Raw genomic sequence first — 25550 nt, 5'->3', positions numbered from 1 at the left:
TATTAAGTTTTATAACAATAAACGTTTTCAAAAAAAATTAAATAACCTTAGCCCTACTGAATATAGAGCTAAGGCTGCCTAATAAGTGAACCTTTTATTAATTGTCTACTTGACGGGGATAAGACCAGTAAAGGTGATCCTATCTTCGGAAATGAATTAAAGCATTTACTCAGAGATCAGAGAATTATCCTACATCCCAGAACAATCCTTTGTGACCAAGAGACTTTTCAATTTGAAGATCAGCAAAAAATTGAAGTCAAAAATGTCATCTGGGCTACAGGCTTTAAATCTAGTTATGAATGGATTAATATCTCGCGAGCACTTGATAAAACAGGGAATCCAGTACATAGCAGGGGTATCACTCAAATTGAAGGATTGTATTTCCTTGGTTTACCTTGGCAGCATAAACGCGGTTCTGCACTACTTTTAGGAGTAGGGGAAGATGCGGAATACATTGTAAATCACATGAATTGCTGATAAATTGTCTCTCTTCTGTTATTCCCAGGCATATATTCCAAGTTTGAAGATGTTTGACTATTTGCTTTAAACCAATGCTCATGAATATAATTGTTCATGGGTTGATTTTTTATAATATGTTTTGGTGTTGACAAAATACCCTACAAGGTATACCATAAGTCTTGTCAGTTACCTTGCCCCGTAATTTATGAGGATATATATAATAATCAATCGTTTATTTCATAAAAGAAGTATAAAGGTAATGGATACACGCTTAATGATCAGCATCAAACACTTTAAAGGAAAATCACATAAAAAAAGAAACATTTTGTTAAAAGGAGGTAAGAAGATGGAGTACAATGACCAAATGAAAAACAGAATAAAGCGTATTGAAGGACAGCTTAGAGGAATTTTAAGAATGATGGAAGAAAAGAAAGATTGTAAAGATGTTATTACTCAGTTATCTGCGGCACGAACAGCGATTGATCGGACAATTGGGGTTGTGGTTAGTTCTAATTTAGTAGAATGTGTTCGTCTTGCTGAAGAAAGTGGAGAAAAAAACACAGAAGAATTAGTAAGAGAGGCTGTAAATCTGCTTGTTAAAAGTAGATAAAATTAAAGGGTTGACACCCTCTTTTATTTTATATATTATAATACCCATAGGGGTAATGGTAAAACAAAAAAGGAGAGATAAAATAATGAATATAAATAAAGTGTTAGATGCAAAAGGATTAGCATGTCCTATGCCAATAGTTAAAACTAAGAAGGCAATAAATGATTTAGAATCAGGCCAAGTGTTAGAAATTCATACTACAGATAAAAGTGCAAAGAACGACCTTACTGCATGGGCTAAGTCAGGTGGGCATGAACTAGTAAAACATGAACAAGAAAATGAAGTTCTTAAGTTTTGGATAAAAAAAAGATAAAAATTTTTTAATCACTAATATACCCATAGGGGTAATGATACCAATGAGAAGGAACAACAATGACAGAAAAGAAAAAAACGACAATTGTATTATTTAGTGGTGATTATGATAAGGCTATGGCAGCTTATATTATTGCAAATGGTGCAGCTACCTATGACCATGAAGTAACAATTTTCCACACATTCTGGGGATTAAATGCTTTGCGCAAAGATGAGAATATTCAAGTGAAAAAAGGTTTCTTGGAAAAAATGTTTGGAAAAATGATGCCTAGAGGCGCAGATAAAATGGGGCTATCAAAAATGAATTTAGCAGGTTTTGGTCCCAAAATAATTAAAGATGTGATGAAAAAGCACAATGCCATACCACTTCCCGATTTAATCGAAATGGCAAAAGAACAAGATGTAAAGCTTGTTGCATGCACGATGACAATGGATTTACTTGGACTTCAAAAAGAAGAACTTTTAGATAACGTTGATTATGCAGGAGTTGCTGCGTATTTAGCTGATGCACAAGATGGGAATGTAAACTTATTTATCTAAATCAGTTAGGAAGATCTACATTATGTGAGGGAGGAATTTAATTTTGGACTATCTAAATTATGTTGTGATTGCACTTTTCATGTTTTTTATTATAAATCGGATTATCCCAGCAAAAGGTATTAGACAAATTTCAACAACAGATTTAAAAAAAGAATTAAATGATAAGAGTAAGCAATTTGTTGATGTCCGAACTCCAGGGGAATTTAAGGGAAATAGTATTAAAGGCTTTAAAAATCTTCCACTCCATCAGCTTTCGCAAAAAGCAGAGAAGGAGCTGTTAAAGGACAAAGAAGTAATTGTTATGTGTCAAAGTGGAATGAGAAGTCAAAAGGCTAGTAAGCTGTTAAAAAAATTAGGTTTTACAAAAGTGACTAATGTAAAAGGCGGTATGAGTGCCTGGAGATAAAAAGGAGGATATAAAATGAAACAGTTTACAGCTAAGGAAGTTGAAACTTTATTTAATGAAGGAAAAAAATTAAACATTGTCGATGTTAGAGAAGTGGATGAAGTAGTAGCAGGAAAAATTCCTGGAGCTATTCACATCCCACTTGGCTTATTAGAATTCCGTATGCATGAATTAGATAAGTCGAATGAATATATTATGGTTTGTCGTTCTGGAGGAAGAAGTGGTCATGCATCCCAATTCCTTGAAACGCACGGATTTACTGTGATTAATATGACAGGTGGGATGCTAGCATGGGAAGGCGAAACGGAGTAAATTTTTAGAAAATAAAATACCCATATGGGTAAAAGGTGGAGGTTTTAATAAATGAAATCATTAAAAGCAGATTTTTTATTAGATGCAAAAGGATTGACTTGCCCAATGCCAATAGTAAAAACAAAAAAGGCAATGAATGATATCCAAGCTGGTCAAGTATTAGAAGTACAAGCAACCGATAAAGGGTCAAAAGCTGACATTCAAGCTTGGGCGAACACTGTTGGTCATGATTATCTTGGGACAATTGAAGAAGGAGATGTCCTAAAACACTATCTTAGAAAATCATCAAATGATGATTTCATTGAAAGAAAGCATCCAACTGTAGCTAGCAATAAAGAACTTGAAAAGAAGCTCGATGCTAATGAAAATATTATTGTTCTAGATGTAAGAGAATCGGCTGAATATGCCTTTAACCATATTCCTATTGCTATTTCTATTCCGTTAGATGAATTGGAAGAACGTCTAAACGAATTAAACACAGATGATGAAATTTATGTCGTATGTCGAACAGGAAATCGTAGTGATCTTGCTTCTCAAAAATTAGCTAAAAAGGGTTTTGAGCATGTGATTAATGTAGTTCCAGGCATGAGTGAGTGGACAGGAAGAACGGGTACTTTAAATTAATAGGTAGTTAATTAAGATCCAAATATTATTTGGCTGGCATTAAAAAACAAGTAAGGATAACCATTTTTAACTAAATGTATACCACGGGGGGTAATGAAGGTGGCTATAATACCAATGACTTCAAAAGAAGTGACGAAAAAAGTAGTTAATAAAGAAGAATTATTTATTCTAGATGTACGTAACGAAAGAGATTTTCAGGAATGGAAAATTGAAGGGGAGAACTTTAATTATCTAAATATCCCGTATTTTGAATTACTAGATGGAGTGGAAGGAATTTTAGAAAAGCTTCCTAAAGATCAAGAAATTTTGGTTGTATGTGCAAAGGAAGGCTCTTCAGTCATGGTAGCAGAGATGCTTTCCGAACAAGGCTTAACAGTTTCCTACTTGCAAGGTGGTATGAAATTGTGGAGTGAACATTTAGAGCCTGTTAAGGTTGGGGATTTAACTAATGGAGGAGAAATTTATCAATTTGTTCGTATCGGGAAAGGTTGTCTTTCTTACATGGTTGTGTCAAACGGTGAAGCTGCAATTATTGATGCGACTCGCATGACTGACATCTATCTTGACTTTGCGAAAGAAATTGAAGCAACCATCACACATGTATTTGATACTCATCTTCATGCGGATCACATTTCTGGAGGAAGAATCATTGCTGAAAAAGCAAATGCAACATACTGGTTACCACCAAAGGACGCGATAGAGGTAATATTCGATTACATGCCTTTAGAAGGTGGAAAAAACGTAACAATCGGTCAAACAGCTATTGATATTCACGCATTATACTCGCCAGGACACACCATTGGATCGACATCATTTGTCGTAGATGGAAAGTTCCTACTTTCAGGAGATATCTTATTCATCGATTCTATTGGAAGACCAGATTTAGCTGGAATGGCTGAGGATTGGGTAGCAGATTTAAGGGAAAGCCTATACTCTCGTTATAGACAGCTTTCAGAAGAACTAGTTGTTCTACCAGCTCACTTCATGATCATTGATGAATTAAATGAAAATGGAAGTGTGTCAGAAAAAATAGGTACACTGTTTGCTAAAAATCATGGTTTAAACATTGAAGACGAAAATGAATTTAGAAAACTTGTAACAGAGAATCTACCACCACAACCAAATGCATATCGAGAAATTCGCGAAACAAACATGGGAAAAATCAACCCTGAAGAAGAGAAACAACGTGAAATGGAAATTGGTCCAAACCGTTGTGCCGTACGTTAATTTAACACAAAAGTATTGCAAGTCATTTTAGCATTATTAATAGTAACAACTGCAGTAAAGATCTGGTTAGATATTTTATTAAAATAGGAGAATTCATTTTTAAGTAACAGACTACTTGATAGAAGGGGGGCCTCTTTTTTATTTCTTTCGAAGCCATTTACAAAAAGGATGTTAAAGGAAGAATATATAAGCACTGTGAAAGTTGATAAGATAATGGAAAATTAGTATGCAATCTCCGTTCCATCAACTATATTTTTAATGGTAATTTCAAAATAATAGAATACTTATTGTGTATTCGGATACTATAAAAAGAGATGAAATTAAAAAAGGTTAAGGTGAAATCCGTATGTTATCCAAAAGGCATAGTGTATTTAATGTATTATTAATAGTAGTTCCTTGGTTATCGTTGTTATTTTTAGGAAAACATAATTTAAAACGTTTTTCACTAGCTGGGATAGTCATTGTATTTCTAGAGATTATCAATCATAAGATTGGACAAAAACGTAACTGGTGGATTTTTTACGATAAGCGAAAATCATTTCTAACAAATGAACTCCCTTTTAGTGTCGGTCCATATATGCCCCTTTCCATGTGGATACTTAAATATTCGTATGGAAACTTTAAAAAGTTTGTGTTGCTTAATGTTATTGCAGACGGGCTGTTTGCTTTTCCTATCATAAACATTCTTAAAAAATTAAAAATAGTAGGCTTAAATAGGTTAAATAATTTTCAATTTTTTCTATACATACATTATAAAGCATATATATTATACGGAGTGCAGTACTGGTATGAAAATAAACTTAAGTATTAACTAGGAATAAAATAATGATTGCTCTACGGTAAAGGTATTTTAAACGTTAGCTAAAACCAAGAGATCAGGAAATTTCCACCTGAGTAACGCATTTTGTTGTAATGACATTAAATAAATACAGAAAACGAAAAATATGCGTGGGGCCGGTTCTCTTGCTTCTAATTTGGAAGTTGAAGAACCGGTCCCTTGCTTTTTTACCAACCCATATTTGCAAAAGTTGTACGTATTTACTTGTACAGTTACTTTGGTTATTTCATCTGTGTTGATCTACAAGAATGAGATTACCATCTGGATCCTTAATTTTAAAATGTGCTGGTCCTTCAAATCAAAGTGACTGTAAATATGATGATTAATCAGATATTTGCTTTAATGCTTTTTATGGTAGGAATATGGTTGGGAAGCACTATTGATCCGTTGTTTGGTGTAATAACGGTTTTAGGAGGTTTATTATTAGGATTTTCTATCTCCTTAAACAATGGTGTATTAATGGATAAAAAGTCAAAGGTTTTACTTTACGCATCAATTGTTTTCCTGCTAATTTTAATGTCATTAGCTTACATAACTGTATCAACATTTTATCTTTAGCTCTTTAAGAAAAGTGGCCTTTAAGAAAACAAAACAAATATAAAATCGATTCCTTATCGTAAAGAGAATCGACTTTTTTAGGTTAAAAAGCTCTTTTTATGTTTTTTTGACAGAGTTTCGAATAATGCACACAAAGAAATAGATAAGAAATTACGTGGTATTATACTTTGCCACAATTTTTAACATAAAATGTTGCGGACTGTTGATAGACTTTAGACTATGTCTTATATATATTTAACCATATAGGAGATGAAGATATGATTGGTATGAATATACGTGTTTTGCGTAAAAAGAACAAAATGAGTCAGGAAATATTAGCTGAAAGGTTAGTTGTATCACGTCAGACCGTAGCAAAGTGGGAAAACGAAGAGGCGTTGCCAGATATAAATAAATGTAAAATGCTAGCCAATATCTTTCAGGTAACATTGGAACAATTATCCGGTAATTTGAGTGAAGAAGAAGTAGAGCAGCTTGGTCCTAAGGGGAAACAGTTCTTTGGTGTTGTGAAGGTAGGCGAGCGGGGGCAAATTGTAATTCCAAAACAGGCACGGGAAATGTATCAGATTCATGCGGGTGATAAGCTTGTTGTATTGGGGGAAGATGTTACAAAAGGAATTGCAGTCTTAAAGAGTGATAGTTTTCTAGAGTTTGCAGATATGATCCGTAAGGCCGAATCGGCAGAAGAGGAGACAGAATGAGTAAAATTGTATTCTTTTCGATCCCAGCACATGGACATACAAATCCGACACTTCCAGTGGTATCCGAGTTAATAAGCAGAGGGCATGACGTATGGTACTACTCCTTTTTGGAATTTAAAGAAAAAATAGAAGGCCTCGGTGCTAAATTTAATCCTTGTGATGAGTTCTTACCCCTGATGTCACAACAGGAATTGAACCGCAAAGTTGGAAAGGATTTTGCGGCATTGATTGAAATGATTGTAGATACGACAATTGCCTTAGAGGAAAAGGTATGTGAGGAATTAAGAGAATTTCAGCCGGATTGCATTGTATCCGATTCCTTATGCTTTTGGGGTAAATTATTTGCAAAGAAATTAGGGATCCCGTACATATGTTCTACTACAACCTTCGCATTTAATCAGTATACTGCAAAACTGATTAAACGAAATATAAAAGAAATACTGGGGTTGATAACTGGAATGCCACGAATTAACAAAAAAATGCACTTGCTACGATCCCATGGGTATGAAGTAGACAGTTTCATGTCGATTATTCAAAATGATAATGAAACGGACACCATTGTTTATACGTCGATAGAATTCCAACCTATGGCCGGAACTTTTTCCGACAGATATTCCTTTGTTGGTCCCTCGATCCGGCAGTCTCCTCAGGTACTCAATGAAAGAAAATGTAGAAAAATTATCTTCATTTCATTAGGAACTGTACTCAATCAGAATAAGGATTTTTACCAAAATTGCATCAAAGCATTTGCAGATAGTAGTTATGACATTATAATGTCGGTCGGTGAGAAAACAGATATTGCCTCTCTTGGCCGTATACCAGAGAATTTTACAGTTAAAAGCTACGTAGACCAGATCGCAATATTACAGAAGGCAGATGTATTTATTACACATTGCGGAATGAATAGTGTGAATGAAAGTCTTTATTTTGGAGTTCCAATGGTTTTATTTCCGTTACATAGCGAAGAAAGGGTAGTGGCTGATCGAGTATCTGAACTTGGCTCAGGAATAAAACTAAAAGGAAACAGGCCGAAATATTTGGCAAAAGCAGTAGCTGATGTGTTAGTGGATCCAACATATCTGGATAATGTACAAAAACTTTCTGAAAACTTCAGAAATGCTGGCGGCGCAGTAGTAGCAGCCAATGTTATATTGGCTAAAGTTGACAAATAATTCTAACAGCTTGGAATTCAAGTAAGGAAACAGTGTAGCCTTAATCAGTTATAGCTTGTTTTGTAATGCCTTAACAAAACAAAAAAAGTAGCCCTATCTATTCAGTAAGTGTGGGGGGGCTACTTTTTTGCACTCTTTATTTACTGCAATGGTTTATTTCTATATTAGTCTTCTTCGACAAAATCTATCAATCTTCGGGGAGTGACAGGCACCACAAAATAATGAAATTTTTAGTTTTCTCTTATAATATAAGTATATAAATCCAAGCTATTAGTTGTATAATATAAATAAACTCTGAAAGGGGATACAGAATGTTGAATACAAAACACCTTGATTTACTGGCACAAATCTATGATAGTGAAGAAAAAGTGGTAACCGAAATTATTAATCTTGAAGCCATTCTTAATCTACCAAAGGGGACAGAACATTTTGTCAGTGATCTACATGGGGAGTATCAAGCCTTTCAACATGTGCTGAGAAATGGATCGGGGAAGGTAAAAGAGAAAATTGAGGACATTTATAAAAAGGTATTAACTGAAAAAGAAATTAAAGAATTTGCAACATTAGTTTATTATCCAGAAGAAAAAATTCAGTTACTTAAAAATAATTTTGACAATGAAAGAGAATTACATCAATGGTACACAGTAATTATTGAGCGTATGATTAAGCTAATTTCTTATGCATCCTCCAAATATACACGTTCGAAATTACGGAAAGCATTGCCTAATCAGTTTGTTTATATTATTGAGGAGCTACTATACAAAACGGATGAATTCACGAATTTTAAGGAACCTTATTATTCAAAAATTGTTCAGCAAATTATTTCTCTCGGACAAGCTGATAAGCTCATTATAGGTCTTGCTTATACGACTCAGAGATTGGTTGTTGACCATCTTCATGTCGTGGGGGATATTTATGATCGAGGTCCTGAACCTGATAAAATTATGGAAGCTCTTATCAATTATCATTCTGTCGATATTCAGTGGGGGAACCATGATGTCCTATGGATAGGTGCTTTTGCTGGGTCAAAGGTTTGTCTCGCGAATATTCTTCGGATCTGTGCTCGTTACAATAATTTGGATATTATTGAAGATGTGTATGGCATCAATCTACGACCACTTCTTAATTTAGCGGAGAAGTACTATGGAGACAACCCAGTATTTAGACCTAAAATCCAATCAGATGTTAAAATTTCAGAGGAAGAACAATTACAAATCACAAAAATTCATCAAGCGATTGCGATGATTCAGTTCAAGCTTGAAAGTCCAATTATTAAAAGGCGCCAGACCTTTAATATGGCTGAAAGGCTATTGCTTGAGAAAATTGATTATGACAATAGTGAAATCACGATACATGGGAAAACATATCCATTAGAAAATACTTGTTTTGCAACGGTTAATCCAGAGCAACCTGATCAATTATTAGAGGAAGAAAAGCAAGTAATGGACAAGCTTTTATTTTCAGTTCAGCACTCGGAAAAGCTTGCTAGACATATGAATTTTCTGATGAAAAAAGGCAGTCTTTATTTGAAATATAATGGAAACCTATTAATACACGGCTGTATTCCTCTAGATGAAGAAGGAAATATGGAAAAAATGGTCATCGAAAATAAAACCTATGCAGGTCGTGAATTACTTGATGTTTTTGAACATTATTTACGATATTCTTTTGCGCATCCTGAAGAGACAGATGATCTTGCAACAGATATGGTTTGGTATTTATGGACAGGAGAATATTCATCACTATTTGGAAAAAGAGAAATGACAACCTTTGAAAGGTATTTCATTAAGGATAAGGCAACCCATAAAGAGAAAAAAAACCCATACTATTATTTACGTGAAAATGATGAGGTTTGCCGCAATATCCTAACAGAGTTTGATCTTAATCCTGATCAAGGTCATATAATAAACGGCCATACACCAGTGAAAGAAATTGAAGGAGAAAATCCAATCAAAGCAAATGGAAAGATAATTGTCATTGATGGAGGCTTTTCAAAGGCTTATCATTCAACAACAGGGATTGCTGGATACACTTTATTATATAATTCCTACGGTATGCAGCTTGTTGCACATAAACATTTTAATTCAAAAGAAGATGTTCTACTAAATGGAACGGATGTTTTATCAGTAAAAAGATTGGTGGATAAAGAACTAGAGAGAAAAAAGGTTCTAGAAACGAATGTTGGTGAGGAATTAATACAAGAAATTTCTATTTTGAATAGTCTAATGGAATATCGCTATATGAAATAAGAATATTTGTATGAGAGTAGAATTTATTTATATGACATTTTATTATTCTTGTTTTAGGATGTTCCTTGCGCAGCAAATATAGTAATATGTAAAAAACTTTACCTCTCAAAATGAGAAGCTTGGTATTGGAACCGTACAGTCGGCACTTTAGACAGGAAGTTGGACATTATAAGGTTACTCAAGTACTATACTGTAGAGCTTTAAAGGGAAAAATAAAACAACTGCTCAGAGCTATTTCTGAGCAGTTGTTTATTTTTTAGGTTTTTTATAATTAACTCATTAATTTTAAAATTACATAAGATCGTAAACAGAATCTTCAAAATAGAGCCAGTGGTAATATTCAATCTGTGGATCTGTCATCTCTGATATCTCTTTTTCATTGAATTTTTGTTTAGCTAATAAATCCTTCACTTTGGATTCTCTCGCTAATTGGCTCATATTAAATCCTCCTTAAATATTGGAAACAATTTAAATATTCCTTGTCTTCTTACATTTATTATATATCTCAATTTGAGATTAAACCAATATCAAGTTGAGATGGTTTTGTGAAAATTAATATAGGATAGTTATTTATGATATTTGTGGATAGGCAAGTATCTAGAAGAAAGGTTTCCTTTTTTCTAGGCTGTTTTCGCAAACTTTGTTGCTAATTACCAAGTAATGCCTGTGGTTGATTTCCGCTCCAATCAACCATAAATAGTTTTCGTTTTAAAAGCAACAATTTCTTAGAAATGAGCCATTTTCTATATTTACTTGTTGTTCCATTTGTTAAAGTTTTCTAAACTTCCGATTCAGATCTTTATTTGCAAATCTTACATGATAGATGTTTCGTTTAATGAAGAAATATTTATGAAAAGATTTAGCCATAAAGAAAATAAAAAATGTAGAAAATGTCCAACAAAAAACGAATGAAAAAAAATACCAAGTGGGAACAGTGGGTAAGGACCCATTATTAATTTAGCGAGCACAAAAATGATCCCTGGTGTAATATATGCTACAAATCCATGCCAATAGGGGAATCTTACCTTATGGATTTCAAGTGATGAATATTTTTTATGTTCCCTCATAATAAAAAGAAATAGTGAAAACAAATAGTGTAAAAATAAAGTAAGAAAATATATCGGGGATGTTATACCAACGAAAAAATGAGATACCATAAAAACAAAAAATAATAAGAAAGATCCAAATAACCCTAAAAAACCAAAGTAGAGAAGGGACTCCATTTGTGTATTATCCGAATTCTTGATTAGTAAAAAAGGTATAGCCCATATGTTTATTCCAGCAAGAGGTAAAAGAATTGAATAGAATAGTATTGGATATCTAAAAGTATAAATAAATAACTGGAATCAAAATAAAATCGAGTATTTTGAATAAAGCCCTATGTCTGGTTCTAAACCTTCTAAAATGTGTATTGGCAAACTGCTTCGTTTCTTATTTGTATTTATTGAGCATTGGTAAAGCCTCCATTAGATATACTACTAAAATTTTTAATTTGATAACTAAATGTCCATAGGGTGACTATACTTCATAATGAAACAGCACCCAATCCAACATCAATTGCTTCATCACAAACAACTTTTGTTGTAGATGCATTTGAATAAATATTGATAATGCATTTTCTCCTTCTGTAATCGCAATTCCTAAAGGTCGACTGGTATATATATATTCCTATAATTCCTCTCATTAATCCTACATTTCGTTTTGAACTTTAAATCCTTCATCATAAGTTGTTCATTTAACACCTTGTTTTTTGACTATATATGCTGTTTTACCAAATGATCGCATTCCTAGCAGTGTCATTCCTATTTTAGCTGATACCATTGGTATGTAATAAGGTAATTGGAAGAAAATAGTATGATCTTCACGATGAAAATAAAAATTCTATAAGGGAAATGGGTAATTAGGCTGAAATAATTGTTTAAACGAACCAATGACGAGAAGCCAAGGTAAATTTTAAATATAAAGATTGATATTTTAAAAAAGAACGAAAAAGAGGGAAGGAAGTAAAGAAGTTAATACTAATACAGAAAGATAATCACTATTAGGAGCCACTAGTAACCAATAAATATGTACTAAAAAAAGTTGATCGAATGATTAACTCTTTAATCGTGTAAATTAAATCGGGTGAATATCATTTTGTAGATAAGCCCTCGTTACTATCAAAATAGACCGAAAAAATTAAAGACTGTAATAATTATTTTATAAATACAATATATACCTTATCAAAAGTCAATTGAGTTTGGATAGTTGTTCCTGGTAAACATGATAATTATTCTTTACGTCAGGAAAATGCTCACTTAGCCAATCCATAAAACGGATTGTCAAATTTTATATGTAAGAATATGATTTATATCTTTCAATTTGGTTTTAATATCCACAAAATCTTCGACTGATAATCTCGAATAATAGTCTATATTTTCACATGTAACTTTTGAAGAAATAAACTGGTTAAATCTTTCCTTCAGTTCGATTTCCCTATTAAATTGATTTCAACCTCCTGAATATGTGAATGAAACCACATTTACAAAGCACCGTTTCAAAATGGATTAAATTTCTATATTTATTGTCATAATGAAGAAGGAATAAGAAAATTTAGGAAGAAAATACATACGAAGAGAATAAATGAAATCTAAATTTGAATGAAAATATTAGGAGGATGAAATCATGGGAAGATTAATTCATTTCGAAGTTCATGTAGATGACATGGAACGTGCTAAAAAGTTTTATGGAGAGGTATTTGGGTGGAAATTTGAAGATTGGTCTGATTATGCAGGAATGTCTTATTTTGGTGCTGTGACAGGCGATGCAAATGAGCCAGGAATTAATGGAGCTTTGATGCAACGTCAAGGTCCACCCCCAGAACCAAACCAGCCTTTAAATGGCTATGCTTGTACAATGGGGGTGGAAGATTACGATTCTATTGAAGCTAAGATTATGAATAATGGAGGCAAGGTCGCAATGCCAAAATATGCTCTGCCTGGAATGGCGTGGCAGGGATACTATGTTGACACGGAAGGAAATATATTTGGGATTCATCAACCAGACGAGAACGCAAAATAGAAACTTTGCATTTTGTGAATTAGGAATATCTAGATTTTTGCTCAGATAGATAATGATTTAAATACTCTATAATGATGAACTATATTCAGTGCCTGACCCCAAGCGTTAGCTTATGAGGGTCAGGCATCTTTTATGGCACTATTTTTGTTCCGGATAAGCAGATTGTAATTAAACTCTTTGATTAAGAAGTAATATTCTTGAATTTCAACAAATAGGTCTCAAAACCGGTGGACAGGTTGGATTAAATTCTTCTACTTTGAAACCAACCAGTGATCTGTATCACTGTCTGTTTGCTTTACGTGTTTAATAGAGTTAGGATTTCTCCTCTTACCGGGTTCTAGTAAAGACCTTGACTGTTATCAAAATTAATAAAGATATGATAAGTTATTTTAATTTTGAGTCAATACCGTGTGATCGATATTAATTGTCTATGAGCGTCTATCCATTTCAAATTTCCCAATTTCTCATAATATATATATGAAATAAGTAAATTATCATATCGAGGTGAATTTGATGAAATTGTATTTAGATCCAGGTCATGGTGGATCTGATTCAGGCGCGGTGGGCAATGCGTTGAAAGAAAAAGATATTGTTTTAGATATTGCTTTTAAAATACGAACAATTTTAACAAATAATTATCAAAACGTTGAAGTGAGGATGAGTCGTACAAGTGATACCTCTAAAAGTTTAAGTCAACGAACAAACGAGGCTAATTCTTGGGGTGCAGACTATTTTTTGTCCATTCATTGTAATTCCTTTAACGGATCGGCAAAGGGGTATGAAGACTTTATTCACAGTAGCTTATCAGATACTTCTACTACAGCAAAATATCAAGATATCATTCATACGGAAGTTATAAGAGTCAATCAGCTGCAGGATCGCGGCCAAAAAAAAGCAAATTTTCACGTTTTACGAGAAACAGCTATGCCAGCACTGTTAACTGAAAATGGGTTTATAGATAACAGTCAAGATGCTGCATTAATGAGAGACTCTTCATGGCGACAAAAAGTTGCCCAAGGTCATGTAAATGGGATTGCAAAAGCGTTTAACCTCCAGCGTAAAACAACTGATGATTCCGAAATAGTTTACAAGATCATTGTAGGATCGTTCAAGTCTAGAGAAAATGCGGAAAAACGTGTAGATTACCTTCGTGGTAAAGGTATAGAATCCTTTATTGATATCGATACTGTGTCTGGTGAAACACGGTATCGTATACAAGCTGGTGCCTTTTCAAATCGAGACAATGCCGAAAAACGTATAGAAGAAGTTAAAAAGGCAGGAATTGAAGATGCTTTTATTGTTCAAGAAACAAATTCTAATGACGAGGAGAATTCAGGATATGCTATTTTAGGTCCAACATTTATTTCTCCTAAACATATGAATCAATTCGTGAAACAAATTAATACAGATGCTTTAGAGTTAGGTAATTATTATTTCTCTTTTGGAGAATATTATGGAATTAGAGGGGATATTGCCTTTGCCCAAGCAATGCATGAAACAGATTTCCTTAGATTTACTGGTGTTGTAAAAGCTGAACAAAACAACTTTTGCGGTTTAGGAGCAACAGGACCAGATAATCCGGGAGCAAGTTTTGATACTCCAAGTGAAGGTGTGCTTGCACATCTACAACATCTCTTTGCTTATGCGTCTACTAAACCATTGCCAGATAAATACCCTCTTGTTGATCCTCGGTTTAATCTAGTTAATAGAGGATCTGCCAATACTTGGGTTGCCTTAAATGGAAAATGGGCTGTTCCAGGAGATAATTATGGGCAAGGTATATTGAGTATCTACGAAAGAAATATTAAGGCAACTATGCAAAATTTAGAGAAAGTACTTCAAGATATCAAGTCTTAAACTCTATCTCTTTTTTTAGTATATTGCCTATTTTACTAGTTTTTGTACGATTTCATCACTCCTTTTTCTAGAATTTACGTAATATATCTTATTACCAAAATACTAGAAAAGGAATGATATACTAATGTTAGGTTTTACCATGATTCAGTTGGTTAGACGGATGGGAAATAAACTTGATAAAGCCATGAGACAACAGCTAGTTCAAAGTTATTACCCTTTTCGTTCGGTTCCTTGTTTCTTACATCGTCCCTTAGATTATATAAGAAAAAAGACAAAGAGCTTACCATTAATTATTGAGTTTGAGCAAGATTGTTTTTATCTTGGTTTAAATGAAGTAAAGAAAAAAAGTCGAACGCTTAATGAGTTTCCATCCATCTCTTGTTGTTCTACTAAACTATCATTAGAAAAAATCGAGTACTTGCTAGAAAACTGCTCCCATATCAAAAAGATCTATTATGATCGAAAAGTGACTACATTACTAGATGTTGCAACTCCAGCAATTCATTCAGATCAATTGCAAGATAATGGCTTAACAGGAAAAGATGTAACAATTGCGGTTATCGATACAGGTATTCATCCTCACCAGGATTTACAAGGAAGGATTAAGGGCTTTAAGGATTTTGTAAATAACAGAACTGCTCCATACGATGATAATGGACATGGTACCCATTGTGCAGGAGATGCAGCAAGTAATGGTTCTGCATCAAATGGAAAATATCAAGGGCCAGCACCTGAGGCAAATTTAGTTGGGGTAAAAGTTCTAGATAAAATGGGATCTGGTTCACTTTCTACTGTAATATCCGGTGTGGATTGGTGCATTCAAAATCAATCACAGTTAAATATCAACATCCTTTCTTTATCACTTGGATCTAACGCAACGCAACCTGCAGAAGATGATCCCGTTGTAAGAGCTGTTGAAAGTGCTTGGGATTCAGGAATGGTTGTTTGTGTAGCAGCTGGTAATTCTGGTCCAGATGAAGGAACGATTGCAAGTCCGGGAATAAGTCCTAAGGTTATTACAGTTGGAGCAGCAGATGATAAAAATACGGTCGATCGTTCTGATGATATGGTGGCTGATTTTTCAAGCCGTGGCCCTACAATTGATGGATTAGTAAAGCCTGACCTTGTTACACCAGGTGTAAATATAGTTTCCTTGCGATCCCCAGGATCTTTCCTAGACAAATCGAATTCAGGCGCACGTGTTGATACAAACTATGTTTCTTTATCAGGTACCTCAATGGCCACACCAATATGTGCTGGTGTAGTTGCACAACTACTTCAAAATCAACCAAATCTAACCCCTGACCAAGTAAAACAACTTCTTATAAATGCATGCGAAGATATGGGACAACCACCTAATGTTCAAGGACATGGTTATTTAAATGCTGCTAATTTAATTGATGGAGAATAGAAGGATGTATTTTAATTCAAAGGGTTTTTATAGCAACAAATGGAAAATCATTCGTAATATCAGGTGAAAGCGATAAAGGCTTCAACCTGTCATTTAAGTCGGACAAGGAAACTCAACAAATATTACTACAGAAAGAGCACTTTTATAAAAACCCATATATCGGGCATCACGTCTGGATATCGATCCAAAATCCAATTGGGGAAGATTGGGATGAATTGAACGATCTCATTCAAGAAGCCTATTTACGTTCGGCACCGAAGTGATTGGTTAAGGAATGGATTGAGTTGCATAAAAAGTGAAGAAAGGCGGATGATCTGCCTTTCTTTATTTTTGGCTCTTTTCGCAATGATTGTTGCTTTTGGATATGAAAAATACCTAGTAAAAAAAACACAATAGGTCTTCGATGTTTTTAGTAAATATTTTTTGAAGAACTGTTACTTAGACAACATACGGTTTACACTCAATTTCCAAATGTTGTATTATTTTGGTTAAGGAGTGATTGATTATGCTAGTAAAAATGAAAAGGAAAGATTTTGATTTATTAACAAGTGCTGACCTTAGTAAAGGATGTTTTGAACCACTTATTAATATTTATAAAAGCAGGATTACAGAAAAAACTACATTTAGTAATTCTCAGATTCAAGAACACTTTTACGAGCAACTAACCGAAGGTCAACGAGCATTATTTATGTTTTATGCGTATTATATTCATGTAAGTAAATCAATTAACGAATTTTATTGGTGGAGTGCATATTTTATGGCTCAACCTAAAAGTTGGTCTGCACTTAAAGTTGGCATAAATTATTTCCAAGATGAATCAATGCTTTTACTCCTTGAAAAGGTTGAACTAGAACTAAAACGACATAATCACCCAGTTACTATAGAGGGCTTTACTGTTAGACGTGAAGAACTAGAATTGAATAAAGAACTCTACGCATCTATCAAATCACTTCATGACATGTTTTATAAAACTTCATCACTAACAATTAGCAATATAAACAAGTACATTGAAAATAATCATCTGGAATTTGTTGAGATAGATTATTAATTTAACAAAATTAGCAGGCAGCATCTAATTAATGGGTGCTGCTTTTCAAATTATTAATTCGTAATTTTCTTCTATTATTCACTAACTCTATTATAAAACCCGTTTTTTTGTAATTTTGTTAAACAAGCAACAAAGTTTTCGAAAACATCCTTATTTTGTAAGTTCTTTTATCAGCTTTACAGATACTGGTCGACAAAATCCTTTCTTTTATTAGTTCATTCTTTATGAGTTTGCTCATTCAATGATAGGCTAGAGCTTTAGCCTACAAAGGTTAGGCATCTTTTATGGCACTTTTTTTGATCAGGATAATCAGATTTTAATTAATCGTATTGATTAAGAAGTACTATTTTTGAAATATACAAATAGGTCTTAAAAACCGGTGGACAGGTTGGATTAATAATAGAAGGTTGTTTAAAAATCAGGTGTATAAATTGATAAGTATTATAATAAACCAAGACATTGACCATAAGGAAAATATCTTATAACGCCTACATAGTTTACAGTCATACTTACTTTTCAACTAATGAACTATGCTTTCCCGTTACTACCAAAAAGCTGAATCTTATCTCTTACAACAGCTTGCATGGCTTCCCGTCCAATTCGCTGGTAAGCTCTAGGGTCTGTTGTATGTTTGTCTGCTTCAAGGAAATTTCGAACAGCTTTTGTATAGGCTACACAGTTTTCTGTGTTTACATTAATCTTACCAATTCCTCTTTTTATTGCTTCTTCAATTTGTTGGTCGGGAACTCCTGAGCCACCATGTAAAACGACAGGAGCTTCAATTGAATTAGCAACCTTTTGTATGGTATCAAAGTTGATTTTGGGCTCTTTTTTGTAGAGACCGTGAGCGGTTCCGACCGCAATTGCTAGGGCATCTACCTTTGTTTCTTGCCAGAAAAGGATCGCCTCATCTGGATCTGCTAGTAAAGCATTTTCATCTGCAACCTCGATGTCATCTTCAGTACCACCTATGGTACCTAATTCACCCTCTACTGTAACACCTACAGCATGTGCTACTTCCACAACTTTCTTTGTGAGTTGAATATTTTCTTCCAATCCGTATTTAGAACCATCGAACATGACAGAACTAAATCCAGCACGAATACATTGCATGGCAACCTCAAAACTGCTTCCATGATCTAAATGAAGCGCGACTGGAACGCTTACTTTTTCTGCAGCAATTCTGGCAATAGCAACTAATTCCTCGATACCGATGTAACGTATCGTCGGTTCACCTGCTCCAAAAATGAGGGGTGATTGCATATCCTCTGCGACCGCGGCAATTGTATCTGCAAATTCAAGAGTCATAATATTAAATTGCCCAACAGCATACTTCCCTTTTTTTGCACTTTCTAACATTTCTTTCATAGAAACCAATCCCATAGTATCCCTCCTTGCTTTATATAATGAAAAAAAATGATAAATCATTCATAAAAGTTATCAAAATTATTCAATAAATAATCACTTAGTAAACGCCACCATGATATTGGAGGTTGTAATGGATAGGTTAGTGACAATACATATTCTTTTGTTACTAACCTATAAGGAGTTTCACTTGTACATGTAAAAAGAATGATAAGTTTTTTTAAAAAAGATCATTTTTTAACATTTTTTATCATACCTTTTATCAAACATCCTATTAGGGGAGAGAAAAACATGCAGGTAAATGAACGTAGAGAAGAGATACTAGAATTGCTAAAACAAAAACATAAAATTAGTATTCCTGACCTTGCTGAATTACTTCAAGTTTCCGAAATCACTGTTAGAAGAGACTTAGACCTTCTAGATCACAATAATCAAATTGTTCGCATTCGTGGTGGAGCCAAGTGGCTTGATGACGAAAAAATCGAAAAAAATACTAATTTTCTTAATTCTAGATTTCAAAAACAAGCTGCTGTAAACCAAGAAAAGAAAGTGACTATTGGTAAATTAGCCGCTTCTCTAGTCCATGAGGATGACACGATCTTAATAGATGCAGGTTCCACAGCACTGGAATTTGCAAAGCAACTTAAAGGGAAAAGTGGGATAACAGCAGTTGTAACCGCTGTTAATATAGCCGAAGAGTTAGAAGGCATTGAAGGAATTAATACGATATTATCTGGTGGAGCTTTCAGATCTAGAACGACTACATTAATTAATCCTTTTATGGATAGGATGTTAATGCAAATTTATGCTGACAAAGTGTTTTTAGGAATAAGTGCATTATCAATTGAGAAAGGTTTTTCTGGAAACGATATTTTAGAAGCCCAGGTGAAACAACAATTACTCGAATCTGGTAAACAAATTTATTGGTTACTAGATTCATCTAAAGTAGGAAAGATCAGCACCATTCGAATTTCTCCGATTAGGGAAGAACATACGATCATTACAGATGATGGAATAGACCCGGTAGTAAAAACTCAATTAGAAAATAAGTGCAACGTATTGCTTGCCAAGTTAGGAGGTGGCACATGAGAAAATTCAATGTGTTGGTAGGACAGTCTGGTGGCCCTACCTCGGTTATTAATGCTTCGTTATTAGGATTGGTAGAGCAAGCTTTACGAAAAGAAAATATCGAAACGATTTACGGAACTCCTTTTGGTGTTGAAGGGATTCTTAATGGAAAGCTGATTAAGTTGAATGATAAACTACCTGGGCTTCGTAAGGCAGCGAAACAACCAGGCGCAATCCTTGGTACATCCAGATACCCATTAGCAGAAGAAGAATATGGCACAATCATCAACCATTTAGAGAAAAGAAATATTAACATCTTTTGTTATATCGGAGGTAACGGGTCTTCTAGAACAGTATTGGCTTTACATCGTTATGCTCAGTCAATGGGGAAAGATATACACTTTGTGCACATTCCAAAAACAATTGATAATGATTTAATGGGAACAGACCATTGCCCTGGGTATGGAAGTGCAGCTAAATTTTTATCCCATTCTATTCAACTAATTGCTAGAGATATAACTTCCTTAAAAATAAAACCGAGAGTGGAAATGATAGAAGTGATGGGGGGAAATAAAGGCTGGTTACCTGCAACAAGTGCACTATTTAAACATAAAGAGTCCGATTTTCCCGACCTGGTTTATTTACCAGAATATCCTGTAGACGGAGATAGCTTTTTATCAGAAGTTGAAAGCGCTTTATTCGATAAACAAAGAAGTATTTTAGTTGTGATCCCAGATCATTTAAAAGTAAAAAATTTACCAGAAAATAGTTTAGTAAAGAACGATTCTATTAGAGGAAATAGGGCTGGGGTTAGTTCCCAATTAGCACAACACATTCATATCAATCTAGGTGTGGAGGCGAGGGTTACAGTACCTAATCAATTATTTCGAATCACTCCGGGGTTAACTTCAAGAATTGATTTTGTTGAAGCACATTGTGTAGGGGAAAAAGCAATTGATTTCGCCTTGTTAGGATATTCCGGTGGCATGGTGAGCATTGAGAGAGTATCTAGTGACTCCTATCTATCTACATTTAAGTGGATGAATTTGCATGATTTAGCAGGGTTAGAGAAAAATTTCTCGCAGCATTATTGGGATATTGAAAATCATGTTCCTACTCAGGATTTTATCGATTATGTGTATCCTTTAATTGATGAGGAGCGTCCAAATCTAGTATTTCAGCTAGAAGGATGAATGGGAAAAATGAAGGGGGTGAGATTCTAAGCATTGTAGATGAAAAGATGTTTAGTAAAGGCATGGTTATGGGTTGATTTGTTAACATTTCGTTTAAAATCGCATTTGGTCAATAAACTCTCACAATGTGAAGGGAGAATATATTAATGATGAAAAGTTGGATGGGAAAAGTAGGATTGTCCTGTATGATTGCTCTTATTTTATTGTTTGTTTCTGCATGCTCATCCCAAATAACAGGTCCAAACAATGAGGGAAGTAGTGAAGACCAAAAAGGGAATACAGAAGAGAAGACAAAAATTACGTGGTTACAGTGGTGGAAAGGTGAACAAGGCGCGGCAGGTGAAGAGCTATTTGCCAATATAGAGAGTGGATTTGAAAAGGCTAATCCGGACATTGATTTAGTTATAGAAAACCTACCTTTTAATGAAGTTCATACCAAAATTTTATCCACACATGCTGGTGGAATCGCCCCAGATGTTATAGCACTTTCATCTCCATGGGTTGCTGAATTTGCTGCAGCCGGAATTACATCACCTCTAGATGACTATTTCAACGCACAGTCCGAGGAATTCAAAGAAAACAATAGTGGTCCGTATTGGTCGCCATGGCAAGGGAAACATTACGCAATGGGAATTATGACTGGAAATACGGCGCTTTTCTACAATAAACGAATGTTAGAAGAAGCAAACGTTGAACCTCCAACCACATGGGATGAGTATCTTAAAGCTAGTATTGCGTTAACAGATCCTAGTAAAAATCAATTTGCCTTTACCGGAAACATCGCATCAGAGCCAGCATCTACAATCAATACAGAAGTCTGGCCGTTTATTTACCAAGCAGACGGGACGCTAATCGAAGATGGGAAAGCAGCATTCAATTCACCTGAAGGAGTTAAAGCACTCGAGTTTTATAAGAGTATGATTAAAGAACATAAAGTCGCAACACCTGGTGAATTATCGGCAACAGAACAAGATAAGCGGGCTAATTTTAGCGCGGAAAACACGGCCTTTATGTTTGATGGACCGTGGGGAATTGGTATTCAACGATCTGCTAATCCAGACTTAGACTTCGGTGTAATCCCAATGGTTAAAGGAGAAACAACTGGAACAATTGCTGGTGGAGGGGCTCTTGCCATTACTTCTAACAGTAAAAATAAAGATGCAGCATGGAAATTTATTGAGTACATGGTACAGCCGGACATTCAAGAGGCATGGGCAAAAGCAGCCAACCAGCTTCCACATAACAAAGCCGCGTTGGATGCTGACTTTATCCAAAATGATCCACTGTTAAAAGTATTCGCTGATCAGAGTAAAGAATTTAATCCCATAAATCCAGATTTACAAATGCCTGAAAGTACGAATATGAGAAAAATCATGATTAACGAGGTTCAAAGCTATCTAATGGATGACAAAACAGCACAAGAAGCATTGGATGATGCTGCTGCAGGATGGAATGAAGTGTTCGACAAATACAAGTAAAACTGAATAATGGGGGGCACTTGCCCTCCTTATTCCTTTGAAGGAGGTTCGTATGAAAGGACAATCTTTGTTGACTTCCCTTGTTAGACTATCCTTTGTTGCTCCAGCGATGGCACTATTACTTTTACTTACCTTATATCCTTTGTATCTAGTATTAGAGATGAGCTTTTTTGATTTTACGAATTATACCAAACCGATTTTTACTGGACTCTCAAATTATCTAGATATTTTACAGGATGAAGTCTTCTGGATCGCTTTGAAAAATACATTAGTCTTTACTATTTGTTCGGTAACGCTCGTCATGATCGTCGGAATGATTTTTGCTGTTTTACTAAATCAAAATATAAATGTGAAAATTAGAGGTTTTTTCCGCTCCATCATTATGTTTCCATGGCTATTATCTAGTGCTGTTGTTGGTTCGATCTGGGTATTGATCTTTTCCCCATTTGGTTTGTTTAACTGGTTTTTACAAAATCTAGGGATTCTGAATGAAGGAATACCTTGGTTGAGTGATTCTCGCTTTGCTTTGTTGGGATTAGTAGTCGCAAACGTTTGGAGAGGATTTCCGTTTGCCATGTTGATGATTCTTGCAGCATTTCAAACAGTTCCAGAGGATACATTAGAAGCAGCAGAAGTTGATGGCGCAAATCGTTTTATTCGTTTTTTCTATATTGTTATACCGCAAATAAAAGGAATGCTGTTGACGATTATTTTGTTAGAACTCATATGGACCTTTAGAACATTCGATTTAGTCTACATCATGACAGGCGGCGGTCCAGTCCATTCAACTGAAATTTTATCGACTTATGTCTATTTTAACGCGTTCCAATCGCTAGATTTCGGTCATGCATCTGCAACATCTATTTTCATGCTTATTGCCATGCTACTAATCTCGGTTTTCTATTTACGAACAATTGTAAGTAAGGGGGACGAATAAAATGAAGAAGAAGAGAAAAAAAATCGGCTATTATTTCCTTCTCATTTTTATGACGTTTCTAGTAATGAGTCCTCTTTTATGGATGCTTTCGATCTCCTTAAGAAGAAATGTAGAAGTTTTCTCTATTCCATTACAATTGATACCAGTGGAGCCAGTACTCGAAGCATATGTTAAGATTTTTCAAAATCCAGAATTATTCCGGCTGTTTATAAATAGTTACATTGTTGCCTTGTCAGTTACCTTTCTTTGTGTATTGCTTGCCGCATTAGCTGGTTATGGATTATCCCGTTTCCGGTACAAAGGTAAAAAGTTTATGATCATGTACACGCTTCTCACACAAATGTTCCCAATGGTTCTACTCGCAATTCCATATTTTTTGGTCATTTCAAAGCTAGGACTCTACAACACTTATATCGCATTAATTATTGCATATACTTCCTTTGCCTTACCCTTTTCAATTTTAATGATGCGTGATTTTATAAATAGTATTCCAACAGAACTAGATGATGCTGCAAAAATTGATGGATGTGGCCCATATGGCACCTTCTTTAAAATTATTTTACCTCCAAGTTTGCCTGGATTAATTGCAATGGGAATTTATACATTCATTTTAGCTTGGAATGAGTATTTGTTTGCGATTGTACTAACACAAAATGATGCTGCACGACCACTAACAGTTGGAATTGGCATGATGATCGGTGAATTCACGACCGATTGGAGTCAGTTAATGGCACTTTCAATCATCGGTAGCTTACCATTAATTATTTTCTTTATGTTCGTTCAGAAATATTTTTTGCAAGGGTTAACTGGTGGAAGCTTAAAGTGAATATGTACAGAGGAGTGAAACATAGGGAAATAATTTGATAATGAAGGTAAGGCAAGAGAGTAAGACGGAAACATACTTGTTTCGACTATCAACTTTCGACCATTTGTAGGTAAGTGGCTATATTTAATTGGTTAATGAAAGATTTTATTAATTGATGTAGGGGGTTTTTTATTATAATTATTTTTTGGTGTAATACCTAAATTCAGAATCCTATAAAGCTATTGGAATAAAAGGTAAACCTACTCCCCGCTTAATGTTTCATCGTTCACTTTCTTATTATTTGAATTTGTTTTTTGCATCTAATTTTTTACTAGATTGTATTGTAGAACCTAGTTTCAAAAAAGAAACAGAAGTTAATAAATTTGATTGGTATGAGATTCCAACTGTTACTATTTTTCGTTTTAGAAAGTTATAAGGTTTCTTAGTATAGAACTTCATTAAGATGATTCTTTTTTATGAAAACATTCTTCAAGATGTTTGTGAAGGAATGTACTCAAACAAACAGCTACATTACTGCAAGCAGGGGTAATGCACTTTCTTATTGTACTCAAGTGGCATTTAGTTTAATAACAATATGAGTAACCTTTGCGTAATTTTATACGTCTTTAACCATAAAGGGGATTTTTTATGAACAAATGTCTTTTTATATTAGTAGTTCTTTTTGGTCTTACCATTATGGGGTGTTCAAAAGAGAGAATGTCAGGAGAAAAACCTCCAGAAGTCTATATAAAAATTGGTAATGAAAAGTATGAAACAAAACTAGGCACTTATTGTTGGAATGGTACATGTGCTGATACGGCTGGACCTGTTGAACTTTTAAAGGGGAAAGAACCTATTAATGTAAATCCTGGTGAGAAAATATCTTTTATAATGGACTATGAACCAAAACCAAACGAATTCCATCTTATACAGATTAGTGAAAGTAAGGAAAATGAAGTTTTGGTTAAAGAAAATGGTTTTTCCGCACCTACGCAAAAAGGGGTTTATTATTATTCTTATGGTGTATGGTGGATGGATGAAAAGGAAGAGAACCTATCACATGGAGATGCTTTTTATGCATTCGTTTTAGTAGTAAAGTAGTTCTTATTAAATTATAGGGTGCTAGAGTTCAAAGTCTGCTTAAGCTTAATATACAACGCAGGTCTATTTTTACGAAAGATAAAGGGAAATCTCGTTTGTGTTATTATCCCCTTATAGTGGACAGTAAAAAGAAAGGATTGTACTGTCTTCTATGGAGGGGATTTTTTCATGGGGAAAATTAGAACAACCTATACAAAAGAAATTAAGCTAAAAGCGATTAAT

26 protein-coding genes are annotated in these 25550 nt (G+C 34.4%); 24 read left to right on the top strand and 2 right to left on the bottom strand.

Annotated elements, in window-relative coordinates; genetic code table 11:
* Position 1: 1 nt before the first annotated feature.
* From I7822_RS30795 to fbp, 13 genes are all read left to right on the top strand, one after another.
* Positions 2–82 (top strand): IS3 family transposase, encoded by an 81-nt coding sequence (locus I7822_RS30795; protein WP_372442159.1) that lies wholly within the window; start codon positions 2–4, stop codon positions 80–82.
* Positions 83–805: 723 nt separating this feature from the next.
* Positions 806–1069, top strand: coding sequence for a metal-sensitive transcriptional regulator (locus I7822_RS28190; protein WP_207982351.1), 264 nt, complete (start codon positions 806–808; stop codon positions 1067–1069).
* A gap of 85 nt (positions 1070–1154) precedes the next feature.
* Entirely contained in the window at positions 1155–1382 is a 228-nt protein-coding gene (locus I7822_RS28185; protein ID WP_207982350.1) for a sulfurtransferase TusA family protein, read from the top strand.
* A gap of 59 nt (positions 1383–1441) precedes the next feature.
* Positions 1442–1921, top strand: coding sequence for a DsrE/DsrF/DrsH-like family protein (locus tag I7822_RS28180; RefSeq protein ID WP_207982349.1), 480 nt, complete (start codon positions 1442–1444; stop codon positions 1919–1921).
* 43 nt (positions 1922–1964) lie between these two features.
* Positions 1965–2327 (top strand): rhodanese-like domain-containing protein, encoded by a 363-nt coding sequence (locus tag I7822_RS28175; protein WP_207982348.1) that lies wholly within the window; start codon positions 1965–1967, stop codon positions 2325–2327.
* Between the two features lie 15 nt (positions 2328–2342).
* Positions 2343–2639 carry a rhodanese-like domain-containing protein gene (locus I7822_RS28170; RefSeq protein WP_207982347.1) on the top strand — a complete coding sequence of 99 codons (297 nt, stop codon included), beginning with the start codon at positions 2343–2345 and terminating at the stop codon, positions 2637–2639.
* A gap of 51 nt (positions 2640–2690) precedes the next feature.
* A complete protein-coding gene (locus tag I7822_RS28165) occupies positions 2691–3263 on the top strand; it encodes a sulfurtransferase TusA family protein (RefSeq protein WP_207982346.1) in 573 nt (190 codons plus the stop codon).
* Positions 3264–3377: 114 nt separating this feature from the next.
* On the top strand, positions 3378–4490 hold the full coding sequence (locus I7822_RS28160) for an MBL fold metallo-hydrolase (RefSeq protein ID WP_243459735.1): 1113 nt from the start codon (positions 3378–3380) through the stop codon (positions 4488–4490).
* A gap of 346 nt (positions 4491–4836) precedes the next feature.
* Positions 4837–5301 carry a hypothetical protein gene (locus I7822_RS28155; RefSeq protein WP_207982344.1) on the top strand — a complete coding sequence of 155 codons (465 nt, stop codon included), beginning with the start codon at positions 4837–4839 and terminating at the stop codon, positions 5299–5301.
* Between the two features lie 342 nt (positions 5302–5643).
* Positions 5644–5886 carry a hypothetical protein gene (locus I7822_RS28150; protein WP_207982343.1) on the top strand — a complete coding sequence of 81 codons (243 nt, stop codon included), beginning with the start codon at positions 5644–5646 and terminating at the stop codon, positions 5884–5886.
* 257 nt (positions 5887–6143) lie between these two features.
* A complete protein-coding gene (locus I7822_RS28145; protein WP_207982342.1) occupies positions 6144–6584 on the top strand; it encodes a helix-turn-helix transcriptional regulator in 441 nt (146 codons plus the stop codon).
* Positions 6581–7756, top strand: a complete 1176-nt coding sequence (locus I7822_RS28140) for a macrolide family glycosyltransferase (protein ID WP_207982341.1) — start codon at positions 6581–6583, stop codon at positions 7754–7756. The genes I7822_RS28145 and I7822_RS28140 overlap by 4 nt, the downstream gene beginning before the upstream one ends.
* Positions 7757–8070: 314 nt before the next feature.
* A complete protein-coding gene (gene fbp / locus I7822_RS28135; RefSeq protein ID WP_207982354.1) occupies positions 8071–10005 on the top strand; it encodes a fructose-1,6-bisphosphatase in 1935 nt (644 codons plus the stop codon).
* Between the two features lie 291 nt (positions 10006–10296).
* Here the strand turns inward: fbp and I7822_RS28130 are convergent, their stop codons facing one another.
* Positions 10297–10443 (bottom strand): BH0509 family protein, encoded by a 147-nt coding sequence (locus tag I7822_RS28130; RefSeq protein WP_207982340.1) that lies wholly within the window; start codon positions 10441–10443, stop codon positions 10297–10299.
* 2226 nt (positions 10444–12669) lie between these two features.
* On the opposite strand from I7822_RS28130, the gene I7822_RS28125 reads away from it, so the two are divergent.
* The 5 genes from I7822_RS28125 (at position 12670) to I7822_RS28105 (ending at position 17381) form a co-directional block, all read left to right on the top strand.
* On the top strand, positions 12670–13065 hold the full coding sequence (locus I7822_RS28125; protein ID WP_207982339.1) for a VOC family protein: 396 nt from the start codon (positions 12670–12672) through the stop codon (positions 13063–13065).
* A gap of 513 nt (positions 13066–13578) precedes the next feature.
* On the top strand, positions 13579–14922 hold the full coding sequence (locus I7822_RS28120) for an N-acetylmuramoyl-L-alanine amidase (protein ID WP_243459733.1): 1344 nt from the start codon (positions 13579–13581) through the stop codon (positions 14920–14922).
* Positions 14923–15046: 124 nt separating this feature from the next.
* The gene (locus I7822_RS28115) at positions 15047–16333 is read left to right on the top strand and encodes a S8 family peptidase (RefSeq protein WP_207982337.1); all 1287 of its coding nucleotides are present in this window, start codon (positions 15047–15049) and stop codon (positions 16331–16333) included.
* A complete protein-coding gene (locus tag I7822_RS28110) occupies positions 16330–16596 on the top strand; it encodes an MmcQ/YjbR family DNA-binding protein (protein WP_207982353.1) in 267 nt (88 codons plus the stop codon). The genes I7822_RS28115 and I7822_RS28110 overlap by 4 nt, the downstream gene beginning before the upstream one ends.
* Before the next feature lie 242 nt (positions 16597–16838).
* Positions 16839–17381 (top strand): hypothetical protein, encoded by a 543-nt coding sequence (locus I7822_RS28105; protein ID WP_207982336.1) that lies wholly within the window; start codon positions 16839–16841, stop codon positions 17379–17381.
* 528 nt (positions 17382–17909) lie between these two features.
* On the opposite strand, the gene fba is transcribed toward I7822_RS28105, so the two are convergent.
* A complete protein-coding gene (fba, locus tag I7822_RS28100; RefSeq protein ID WP_207982335.1) occupies positions 17910–18764 on the bottom strand; it encodes a class II fructose-1,6-bisphosphate aldolase in 855 nt (284 codons plus the stop codon).
* A 273-nt stretch (positions 18765–19037) separates the two neighbouring features.
* On the opposite strand from fba, the gene I7822_RS28095 reads away from it, so the two are divergent.
* The 6 genes from I7822_RS28095 (at position 19038) to I7822_RS28070 (ending at position 25328) form a co-directional block, all read left to right on the top strand.
* Positions 19038–19835, top strand: a complete 798-nt coding sequence (locus tag I7822_RS28095; protein ID WP_207982334.1) for a DeoR/GlpR family DNA-binding transcription regulator — start codon at positions 19038–19040, stop codon at positions 19833–19835.
* On the top strand, positions 19832–21007 hold the full coding sequence (locus tag I7822_RS28090; protein WP_207982333.1) for a diphosphate--fructose-6-phosphate 1-phosphotransferase: 1176 nt from the start codon (positions 19832–19834) through the stop codon (positions 21005–21007). The genes I7822_RS28095 and I7822_RS28090 overlap by 4 nt, the downstream gene beginning before the upstream one ends.
* 146 nt (positions 21008–21153) lie before the next feature.
* Positions 21154–22485 (top strand): ABC transporter substrate-binding protein, encoded by a 1332-nt coding sequence (locus tag I7822_RS28085; RefSeq protein WP_207982332.1) that lies wholly within the window; start codon positions 21154–21156, stop codon positions 22483–22485.
* Positions 22486–22537: 52 nt separating this feature from the next.
* Positions 22538–23422: a carbohydrate ABC transporter permease gene (locus tag I7822_RS28080; RefSeq protein ID WP_207982331.1), complete on the top strand. Its 885-nt coding sequence runs from the start codon at positions 22538–22540 to the stop codon at positions 23420–23422.
* A 1-nt stretch (position 23423) separates the two neighbouring features.
* Positions 23424–24248 (top strand): carbohydrate ABC transporter permease, encoded by an 825-nt coding sequence (locus I7822_RS28075; RefSeq protein WP_207982330.1) that lies wholly within the window; start codon positions 23424–23426, stop codon positions 24246–24248.
* Between the two features lie 627 nt (positions 24249–24875).
* Positions 24876–25328 carry a hypothetical protein gene (locus I7822_RS28070; RefSeq protein ID WP_243459732.1) on the top strand — a complete coding sequence of 151 codons (453 nt, stop codon included), beginning with the start codon at positions 24876–24878 and terminating at the stop codon, positions 25326–25328.
* Positions 25329–25550 lie beyond the last annotated feature (222 nt).

Source organism: Metabacillus bambusae, from assembly GCF_017497975.1.
In the GTDB taxonomy this organism is placed as follows: Bacteria; Bacillota; Bacilli; order Bacillales; family Bacillaceae; genus Metabacillus; species Metabacillus bambusae.
The sequence above is the reverse complement of the archived record's forward strand: the minus strand, read 5'-3'. Positions and strand labels throughout refer to the sequence as shown.

What these genes read in the sequence shown, in the direction of transcription:
- I7822_RS28190 (WP_207982351.1), top strand. Translation starts at nt 806, where the DNA reads ATGGAGTACAATGACCAAATGAAAAACAGAATAAAGCGTATTGAAGGA.
- I7822_RS28185 (WP_207982350.1), top strand. Translation starts at nt 1,155, where the DNA reads ATGAATATAAATAAAGTGTTAGATGCAAAAGGATTAGCATGTCCTATG.
- I7822_RS28180 (WP_207982349.1), top strand. Translation starts at nt 1,442, where the DNA reads ATGACAGAAAAGAAAAAAACGACAATTGTATTATTTAGTGGTGATTAT.
- I7822_RS28170 (WP_207982347.1), top strand. Translation starts at nt 2,343, where the DNA reads ATGAAACAGTTTACAGCTAAGGAAGTTGAAACTTTATTTAATGAAGGA.
- I7822_RS28165 (WP_207982346.1), top strand. Translation starts at nt 2,691, where the DNA reads ATGAAATCATTAAAAGCAGATTTTTTATTAGATGCAAAAGGATTGACT.
- I7822_RS28160 (WP_243459735.1), top strand. Translation starts at nt 3,378, where the DNA reads ATGACTTCAAAAGAAGTGACGAAAAAAGTAGTTAATAAAGAAGAATTA.
- I7822_RS28155 (WP_207982344.1), top strand. Translation starts at nt 4,837, where the DNA reads ATGTTATCCAAAAGGCATAGTGTATTTAATGTATTATTAATAGTAGTT.
- I7822_RS28150 (WP_207982343.1), top strand. Translation starts at nt 5,644, where the DNA reads ATGATGATTAATCAGATATTTGCTTTAATGCTTTTTATGGTAGGAATA.
- I7822_RS28145 (WP_207982342.1), top strand. Translation starts at nt 6,144, where the DNA reads ATGATTGGTATGAATATACGTGTTTTGCGTAAAAAGAACAAAATGAGT.
- I7822_RS28140 (WP_207982341.1), top strand. Translation starts at nt 6,581, where the DNA reads ATGAGTAAAATTGTATTCTTTTCGATCCCAGCACATGGACATACAAAT.
- I7822_RS28130 (WP_207982340.1), bottom strand. Translation starts at nt 10,443, where the DNA reads ATGAGCCAATTAGCGAGAGAATCCAAAGTGAAGGATTTATTAGCTAAA.
- I7822_RS28125 (WP_207982339.1), top strand. Translation starts at nt 12,670, where the DNA reads ATGGGAAGATTAATTCATTTCGAAGTTCATGTAGATGACATGGAACGT.
- I7822_RS28120 (WP_243459733.1), top strand. Translation starts at nt 13,579, where the DNA reads ATGAAATTGTATTTAGATCCAGGTCATGGTGGATCTGATTCAGGCGCG.
- I7822_RS28115 (WP_207982337.1), top strand. Translation starts at nt 15,047, where the DNA reads ATGTTAGGTTTTACCATGATTCAGTTGGTTAGACGGATGGGAAATAAA.
- I7822_RS28105 (WP_207982336.1), top strand. Translation starts at nt 16,839, where the DNA reads ATGCTAGTAAAAATGAAAAGGAAAGATTTTGATTTATTAACAAGTGCT.
- fba (WP_207982335.1), bottom strand. Translation starts at nt 18,764, where the DNA reads ATGGGATTGGTTTCTATGAAAGAAATGTTAGAAAGTGCAAAAAAAGGG.
- I7822_RS28095 (WP_207982334.1), top strand. Translation starts at nt 19,038, where the DNA reads ATGCAGGTAAATGAACGTAGAGAAGAGATACTAGAATTGCTAAAACAA.
- I7822_RS28090 (WP_207982333.1), top strand. Translation starts at nt 19,832, where the DNA reads ATGAGAAAATTCAATGTGTTGGTAGGACAGTCTGGTGGCCCTACCTCG.
- I7822_RS28085 (WP_207982332.1), top strand. Translation starts at nt 21,154, where the DNA reads ATGATGAAAAGTTGGATGGGAAAAGTAGGATTGTCCTGTATGATTGCT.
- I7822_RS28080 (WP_207982331.1), top strand. Translation starts at nt 22,538, where the DNA reads ATGAAAGGACAATCTTTGTTGACTTCCCTTGTTAGACTATCCTTTGTT.
- I7822_RS28075 (WP_207982330.1), top strand. Translation starts at nt 23,424, where the DNA reads ATGAAGAAGAAGAGAAAAAAAATCGGCTATTATTTCCTTCTCATTTTT.
- I7822_RS28070 (WP_243459732.1), top strand. Translation starts at nt 24,876, where the DNA reads ATGAACAAATGTCTTTTTATATTAGTAGTTCTTTTTGGTCTTACCATT.